General features: G+C 64.6%; 7 protein-coding genes. 6 read left to right on the top strand and 1 reads right to left on the bottom strand.

All coding sequences use genetic code 11. The features are described 5' to 3' along the window. On the bottom strand, positions 1–1,676 hold a 1,676-nt coding region (locus EOA38_RS21285; RefSeq protein WP_245480887.1), incomplete at its 3' end, for an AAA family ATPase. A 331-nt stretch (positions 1,677–2,007) separates the two neighbouring features. Between EOA38_RS21285 and tssA the strand changes: the two genes are divergently transcribed. The 6 genes from tssA to tssF all read left to right on the top strand — a co-directional run. Next, positions 2,008–3,210 carry a type VI secretion system protein TssA gene (gene tssA, locus EOA38_RS21280; RefSeq protein ID WP_127300157.1) on the top strand — a complete coding sequence of 401 codons (1,203 nt, stop codon included), beginning with the start codon at positions 2,008–2,010 and terminating at the stop codon, positions 3,208–3,210. A gap of 5 nt (positions 3,211–3,215) precedes the next feature. Further along, positions 3,216–3,752: a type VI secretion system contractile sheath small subunit gene (tssB, locus tag EOA38_RS21275; RefSeq protein WP_126095504.1), complete on the top strand. Its 537-nt coding sequence runs from the start codon at positions 3,216–3,218 to the stop codon at positions 3,750–3,752. A gap of 3 nt (positions 3,753–3,755) precedes the next feature. After that, entirely contained in the window at positions 3,756–5,261 is a 1,506-nt protein-coding gene (gene tssC / locus EOA38_RS21270) for a type VI secretion system contractile sheath large subunit (RefSeq protein ID WP_126095505.1), read from the top strand. A 48-nt stretch (positions 5,262–5,309) separates the two neighbouring features. Next, positions 5,310–5,765: an Hcp family type VI secretion system effector gene (locus EOA38_RS21265; RefSeq protein ID WP_126095506.1), complete on the top strand. Its 456-nt coding sequence runs from the start codon at positions 5,310–5,312 to the stop codon at positions 5,763–5,765. Continuing rightward, entirely contained in the window at positions 5,752–6,507 is a 756-nt protein-coding gene (gene tssE, locus EOA38_RS21260) for a type VI secretion system baseplate subunit TssE (RefSeq protein ID WP_127300158.1), read from the top strand. Before EOA38_RS21265 ends, tssE begins: the two co-directional genes overlap by 14 nt. Before the next feature lies 1 nt (position 6,508). Then, positions 6,509–8,009: type VI secretion system baseplate subunit TssF (tssF, locus tag EOA38_RS21255; protein ID WP_127300156.1), on the top strand; the 1,501-nt coding region annotated here is incomplete at its 3' end.

Genomic DNA, 8,009 nt, shown 5'->3' with positions numbered 1-8,009 from the left:
GCCTTGGCTTTCTGTGGCTTGCTCTCGGCAGCCTTGCTCTCGCCAATCTGGCTCTCGGGGGCCTTTTGCTCAGGCGCCTTTGCTGCCGCGTCGGCGCTCTCCGTTTCCGCAGCAGTCGCGGCGTCGTCGAGCGGCACGCCCTCGCCGCGCAATTTGGCGCGCAGGTCGAGAATCTCGGCCACCAGAGCTTTTTCCCGGTCCCAGCGCGCCTGAGCGGCGGCAAGCGTGGTCTCGGTTTCCGCCAGCCCAACGTCGACGCGGGCCTGCCGGTCGGCGACCTCGATGCCGATCGCCGCCTCACGGCCGATGATACCGCGCTCGACCTCCAGCGCCTGGCGGCGGCGCAGAATATCCTCGACCTCGGCCGGCGTCGCATGCTGCGAAATGGCGACGCGGGCACAGGCGGTGTCGAGCAGGCTGACCGCCTTGTCCGGCAGTTGCCGCGCCGGGATGTAGCGGTGAGAGAGCGCAACCGCCGCCTCGATCGCCTCGTCCAGGATCTGCACCTTGTGATGCTGCTCCAACACGCCGGCGACACCGCGCAGCATCAGCACAGCCACCGCTTCCGAAGGCTCCTCGATCTTGACCACCTGGAAGCGACGCGTCAGCGCCGGATCCTTCTCGATATGCTGCTTGTATTCGGCCCAGGTCGTGGCCGCGATGGTGCGCAGCTCGCCGCGCGCCAGCGCCGGCTTCAGGAGATTGGCCGCGTCGCCGGTGCCCGCCGCGCCGCCGGCGCCGATCAGCGTATGCGCCTCGTCGATGAACAGGATGATCGGCGTCTCGGACGCCTGGACCTCGTCGATGACCGCCTTCAGCCGCTTCTCGAACTCGCCCTTGACGCTGGCGCCCGCCTGCATCAGCCCGACATCGAGCATGCGCACGCTGACGTTCTGCAGCGTCGGCGGCACATCGCCCTGCGCAATGCGCAGCGCAAAACCTTCGACCACCGCCGTCTTGCCGACGCCGGCCTCGCCGGTCAGGATCGGATTGTTTTGCCGGCGTCGCATCAGGATATCGACGATCTGGCGGATCTCCGGATCGCGGCCGACGACCGGATCGATCTTGCCGTCGCGGGCGCGCTGGGTGAGGTCGGTGGCGTATTTGGCCAGAGCCGAATCCCCGCCCGGACCGCGCTTCATCGGCGTTTCGGCGGCGGCTGCGGCGGGAGCTGAGCCGGCTTCGAGCGAGCCTTCGGTGACATCGGCGAAGCGGGAAACGACACCATCGGCGTCGATCTTGTCGAACTCGGCGCTGATCTTCGACACCAGGCCTTCCAGCACCGGCGTCTTCAGACAGGCAAGCAGGATATGGGCGCTGCGCACCTCTTCGACGCCGAATTCCAGCGTTGCCAGGTTCCAGCCTTCCTGGATGGCGTGGAAGATGTGGTCGGAGAATTCCTCCACCGAGGTGGCGCCATAGGGCAGCTTGTCGATGGCGCGGGTCATGTCCGCTGACAGACGACTGGCATCCACGCCGGCATCGGCAAGGATCATCTGCACGTCCGAGCGCTCCGACAGCACCAGTTGCTGAATGAAATGGACGAGCTCGACATAGGGATTGCCGCGCAACTTGGCCGTGTCGGCCGCGGCCTTGAAGGCGCGCACCCCCGTGGCGTTGAGCTTTGCGACCAGTTCCTTACGCTTGAAGCTCTGCGATGACCGGCGCTGTTCCATTGAACCTGCTCCCGAAATCTGCCGACCGTACCCTGCCATATAAGCGGCTACTTGACAAAGCCATGTGACGGGCAAGGCGCGTGGATATGTGCGGGCGGCACCGCCCTGTTACAAAAGTCTTGCATACACGTGCAACAAACACCGGATCGCCGTCCGGGCTATGCGAGCCATTTCACATACCGGGCCCGGCAATCGCGCAATGGGTTTCGCCGAAGAAAACGGTCGCGTTTAGCATCCGTTAGTTTTTGAGCAGCTGCTCAATTGTCGTGGCGCGAGGCCAGTGATAACGTTACGTCACATAGGGTCTCAGGGCCGCTGGCTGGGGGTTAGTGTGATTAATCTCGCACTCTGGCTGAATCCTCTGAACGGTGAGAATCCGTCGGGTGAGGATTTGCGCAACGACCCGGCCTTCCACGAGCTGGAGCGCCTCACCGAGCCGCTACTCAAAGTTGTCCATGACGGCATCAACAAGCCGACTTCGCAATCAACGCCGGTCGACTGGGCCGCTGTCCTCGACAAGGCGGAAGAGCTTCGCTCCCGCGGCCGGGATCTGCGCCTTTTGGTCATCGTCGCGCGCGCTCTCGCCAACGAAGAGGGACTGGCCGGTCTCGCCCAGGGCCTGAAGCTGATTGCCAGCACCTTCGACCAGTATTGGGAGACGATGCATCCGGCATTGCGGCCGAACGCGGCGCCGCGCGACGCCGCCCTGCGCCGCATCAATGCATTGCTTGATCTTCAGAACAGCCAGGGAGGCCTGCTGGCGAACCTTCGCGAGACGATCTTCTTCTCGCCGCGTCAGGTCGGGCCCATCAGCGGACGCGATCTGGAGCAGGGCGCGCTCGACGAGCGCGTCATGCTGCAGGAAGCGGCTTCCGGGCTGGGCGCTTCCGAAAAGGCGGCGCTGGCGACGGCTCACAGCCAACTCCTGAACCGGGTGCGCAGCGGCTGCGCGGCACAGATCGATCAGGCCGGCGACGCGATGACCTCGCTGTTCGCCGACGCCCGGGCGGCGATCGCCGCGCTCGACGAAGTCGACACCGCCCTCAACAAGCGTATCGAAGGCAACGGCCCCACTGTCCCGGAATTGAAACGGTTCCTGCAGCGTTTGCTGACGACGCTGGAGCGGAATTCGGCCGTCGGCACTGCTGCGAATGGGGCCGCAAAGCCCTCCGCGCAGCCGACGGGACCGGCAGCACCGGCCGGAAACGGTCACGGAGCCCAAGGGATGGGGGCCGAAGCGATGGGAGCCGAAGCGATGGCAAGTGCGGCAAGCTATGCGGAACCCGGCGCCGGGCTGCCCGACCGGATCACCTCGCGCGACGACGTCGTCAAATGCCTCGACCTCGTCGTCGCCTTCTATGACCGCACGGAGCCGTCGAGCCCGATACCGCATCTCGCCCGCCGCGTGCGCCGCATGGTGCACATGGATTTCGTGGAACTGATGGAAGATCTCGCCCCGTCGGGGCTGAAGGAATTCCGGCTGCTTGCCGGTGTTCCCGATCCCAAGAAGCCGGCCCAGAAGGATGAAAGGTAACAAGCATGCCAGCAGAAAGCAAAGCGAAGGTCATCGAAAGAAACCGCGCGCCGCGCGTGCAGATCGCCTACGACGTCGAAACCTACGGCAGCCCGACGACGATCGAACTGCCGTTCGTCATGGCCGTGATGGCCGATCTTTCCGGCGCCTCACAGACCAAGGATGCGGTGAAGTCGGTCCTGGACCGCAAGCTCGTCGAAACCGACGCCAACCGCTTCCCCAAATTCATGGAAGCCATGGGGCCGCGCGTGAAGGCGCGGGTGAAGAACACGCTGCCGCAAGCCGAGGGAGCCGAACGCGACGAGGAGCTCGCGGTCGATCTCACCTTCTCGAAGATCGGCGATTTCGCGCCCGACAAGATCGCCGAACAGGTCCCGCAACTGGCCGAGATCCTCAAGATGCGCCGCCAGCTCGAGGAACTGCTCGGCTTCATGGACGGCCGCGTCGATGCCGAGAAACGCATCGCGCAGCTTCTGAACAACGAGCCGCTGCTGAGCAAGATCGCCGACCAGGCGATATCCGACGGCAAGGGCGAGGAGTAAGTCATGGCTGAACAGCAAAAGACCGCAGCCGCCACCGCCGAGGCGGAAGCGATAGACCTAGGCGAATTCAGCGGACTCCTTGAAAAGGATTTCAAGGTCAAGAAAGACGACAGTGAAAAGCTGCAGCAACTGGTGCGCAACCTGGCTTTGGCCGCGCAGTCGCGCTCCGAGACCACGACGATCTCGTCCAACGCGATCAAGTCGATCAAGTCGCTGATCGCCGGCATCGACAAGATGCTGACGACGCAGGTCAACGAGATCCTGCACGCGCCGGAAGTGCGGGAGATGGAGGGCACCTGGCGCGGCCTCTGGTATCTCGTCAACAACACCGAGACGGATACCAAGCTCAAGATCCGGGTGATGAACATCTCCAAGGAGCAACTGGCCGACACGCTCGAAGACTATGAAGGCCAGATGTGGGATCAAAGTCCGATCTTCAAGAAGGTCTACACGGACGAGTATTCGATGCTGGGCGGCGAGCCGATCGGCTGCATCATCGGCGCCTACGAATTCTCGAACCATCCGCGCGACGTCGGCCTGCTGCGCAACATTTCGGGCATCTGCGCCTCCGCGCACACGCCCTTCATCGCCGCTGCTTCGCCGCGCCTGTTCCGCATGGACAGCTGGCAGGAACTGCCGAACCCGCAGGACCTGCAGATGATCGTGAACAACCCGGCCTACGCCTCGTGGCAGTCGCTGCGCGAGAGCGAGGACGCCCGCTATATCGGGCTCACCATGCCGCGCGTGCTGGCACGTCTGCCCTACGGCACCGAGACCGTTCCAGTGAAGGGGTTCACGTTCGAGGAGGAAGTGGGTGGCGACCACAACAAATATGTCTGGATGAACGCCGCCTTCCCGATGGGCGTCAACATCAACCGCAGCCACAAGCTCTTTGGCTGGGGCACGCAGATCCGCGGCGTCGAGAACGGCGGCACGGTGCTCAACCTGCCGGTGCACGCCTTCCCGACCGACGACGGATCGATCGCGATGAAATGCCCGACCGAGGTCGCCATCGACGACCGGCGCGAGGCGGAACTGGCCAAGCTCGGCCTGATGCCGATCCTCCACCGGAAGAACACCGACCTTGCCGCCTTCATCGGCGCGCATTCGCTGCAGGACGACGAAACCCGCGCCGGCCGTCTGGTCGATCCCGACGCGCAGTCGAACGAGCGGCTGTCAGCCAACCTGCCCTATCTTTTCCCGGTGTCCCGTTTCGCGCACTACCTCAAGGCGATTGCGCGCGACAAGATCGGCTCGTTCAAGGAACGCACCGATATGCAGATCTGGTTGACCGAATGGATCAACCGGTACGTGCTGGCCAACCCTGCCTTCGCCGACGACAAGGCGCGCGCCAAGCGCCCGCTGGCCGCGGCCGAGGTTCAAGTCGACAGCGTCGAAGGCCGGCCCGGTTACTACAATGCCCGTTTCTATCTGCGTCCGCACTACCAGCTGGAAGGCATCAATGCCTCGCTCCGGCTGGTGTCGGAACTGCCGTCAGTGAAGGGCTGAAATGCAGCAAAGTCATCTTGTTTCGTTTGAAAGCGGTGGAGAAAGACAATGCCAGTGAAGATCGATGGTTTTTTGAAAGTTCCGGATATCAAGGGCCCCAGCAAGCGTGACGGCCATGAAGATGAGATCGAAGTCCACGGCGTCGACTACAAGATGGTAGCTCCGTACGACCCGAATTCGCTCTCGCGGCGCGGCCGTGTGTCGATGGGGATGATCAAATTCACCAAGCATTACGACAAGTCGTCGCCGTACCTGAAGAAGGCGCTGTTCGAAAACAAGGCGCTCGACGAAGTGGTGTTTTCGGCCCGCCGCACGATCGACGGCGAGACCAGCGACTATCTGGTCGTGACGCTCACCGATGCCTCGATCATGGAATACGACATGCGGCAGGCGGAGGATGAGGCCGACCTGATCGAGGAAGACGTCAGCTTCGCCTACAAGAAGATCAAGTTCGTCTACGACAAGGACGACGAGATCGAAATGGATGTCTATGTCGGCAAGTGAGGCCAGGCGGCCCGGCGCGAACAAGGCGCATCTGGCCGGCAGCTCGCGGGCAAAGCGCGAGGCGGTCCAGCCCTCTCTCTGGGACCGCCTCATCAACGATCTGCCCGGCCTGACCTCGGAGATAGAGGGGCTGCGCCGACAGTTGCAGGAAGAGATCGGCGCCGAGCGCGTCGAGGCTCTTCTTGCCGGCAGCGCGCGCGCCGTCGATGCCGATGCGGAACTGACGCCGGACCAGAAGCGGCGCCTGCACCGTCTGGTCTTCCAGTCCGAGCACCGCGCCGAGATCGAAAGCCGCGGCGTGGTGGTGTCGGCGCGGGTGCTCAGGGAAGCCGTCCGGCGCGACATCGAGGCCTTGTTCAACACCGAACGTTTCGAATCCGTTCCGATGCTTTCCGATGCCGAGCACGAACAGCCATTGGACGAACTGCCGTCGCTCGCCGATTTTCCGGAGGTGCGGCGCAGCGTGGTCAACTATGGCGTGCCGTCCTTCTCCGGCCGCTCGTCGAGGGACTTCGACCGCGATACTTTGGCGCGCGAGATCCGCGCGGTGCTTGCCACCTTCGAGCCGCGTCTCAAGGAAAGCGCAACGACGGTCAATGTCACCCTCGGCGACAAGAGCGTCGGGCTGAAGATCGAGATCGACGCCGTGCTTATCATGACGCCGACGCCGGAACGCATGCGGCTGCGCACCACGATCAATCTCGACAACGGCCTGGCGCGAACCGAATTTAGGGAGACCTGAAATGGATCGGGTCTTCGTGGAATACTACGAAGAGGAACTGACCCATATCCGCGCGCTGGCCGCGGAATTCGCCGACATGCATCCCTCGATTGCCCGCAACCTTTCCCTCGACACGGTGCCCTGCCCCGACCCTTACGTCGAACGGCTGCTTGACGGCGTGGCGTTCCTAGCCGCGCGCACGCGGCTGAAGGTGGACGCCGAGCGCTCGCGCTTTTCGCGCGCCGTGCTCGACGTGCTCTATCCGGATCTGGTCACGCCGGCGCCGGCAACGGCGATGGCGGTGCTGAAGCCGGGCCAGCAGGTGCAGTCGATGATCGCCGGCCACTCGGTCGGGCGCGGCACGCGGCTGGTCTCCAGCCTGCATCCCGGGCTGTCGACACGCTGCACTTTCACCACCGCGCAGGAGGTCACGCTGTGGCCGATCGCGATCACCTCGGTCAGCTATTTCCAGGACCGCAGCGGGCTGGCGGCGGCGGGCATCGGCCCCATCGGCGGCGTGCGCGGCGAAGCTGCACTGCGCATTGCGCTTGCCCGGACGGGAAAGGGCACGCTCAACGAACTCGCACTTGATCGCCTCGATCTCTATTTCGCCGGGCGCGCCAAGGCGCCTCTCATCTTCGACGCGATCTTCGGCGCCTGCTCGGCTGTCGGCGCGCGAGCGGAAGGCAAGACCAATCCGCTGTCGGCGCTCGCCGAGCCCGAGATGGTCGGCATCCGCGACGACGAGGCGTTGATGCCCCGCACCCGCCCGACCTTCGAGGGATACCGGCTGCTGCGCGAATATTTCATGATCCCCGAACGCTTCCACTATGTGCGGGTCTCAGGCCTGCAGCCCGTGGTGCGCAAATGCGAGGCGGGACTGGAGATCATCTTCCTGTTCCGACGCCCGGTGCCCGAGCTCGCCGACGTGACGCCGGCCGATTTCGAGCTCTTCGTGACGCCGCTCACCAATCTCTTCGAGCGCGAATGCAACGTCATCGAGATCGATCCGCGCAGGACGCGGCAGGTGGTGCATGCCGACCGGACGCGGGCGAGGGATTTCGAGATTTTTCGCGTCACCCGGGTGGAAGACGCCGACGCGGAAGGCAGCGAGGCCGAAATTCCCGAGCTTTTCAGCCTGGGGCAGAACCGCGGCAGCGGCTGGGTCTATTCGACAGAGCGGCGCCCGCGCCGGGCCACCGAAGACGAGCGGCGCGACGGCCTGACCCGCACCTCCTATACGGGAGACGATGTGTTCCTCGCGGTCTCGCGGCCCACGGGGAGCCCAGCCAACCGGCCGCTCAGGCGCCTCGACGTGATGGCGCTCTGCACCAACCGCGACCTGCCGATCCTGGACGACACCCCGACGCTGACGCTGGAGACCGCCGACCCGGTCGAGACAGTCAGGCTGCTCGGCGCGTTGCGGCCGCCGCAGCCGGCGATCCCGGCATCGCTGCCGGCGGGCGCCGAAGGCGAGTCCCGCGCCGACAATCTCGCCTTGCGGCTGGGGGCGCAGCCCTCGC

Source organism: Mesorhizobium sp. M1E.F.Ca.ET.041.01.1.1 (genome assembly GCF_003997355.1).
In the GTDB taxonomy this organism is placed as follows: Bacteria; Pseudomonadota; Alphaproteobacteria; order Rhizobiales; family Rhizobiaceae; genus Mesorhizobium.
Note: the sequence above shows the minus strand (reverse complement) of the source record. Positions and strands in the feature narration are given on the sequence as shown.

Coding starts and splice junctions, on each gene's coding strand:
- tssB (WP_126095504.1), top strand. CDS start 3,216: ATGCCAGCAGAAAGCAAAGCGAAGGTCATCGAAAGAAACCGCGCGCCG.
- tssC (WP_126095505.1), top strand. CDS start 3,756: ATGGCTGAACAGCAAAAGACCGCAGCCGCCACCGCCGAGGCGGAAGCG.
- EOA38_RS21265 (WP_126095506.1), top strand. CDS start 5,310: ATGCCAGTGAAGATCGATGGTTTTTTGAAAGTTCCGGATATCAAGGGC.
- tssE (WP_127300158.1), top strand. CDS start 5,752: ATGTCGGCAAGTGAGGCCAGGCGGCCCGGCGCGAACAAGGCGCATCTG.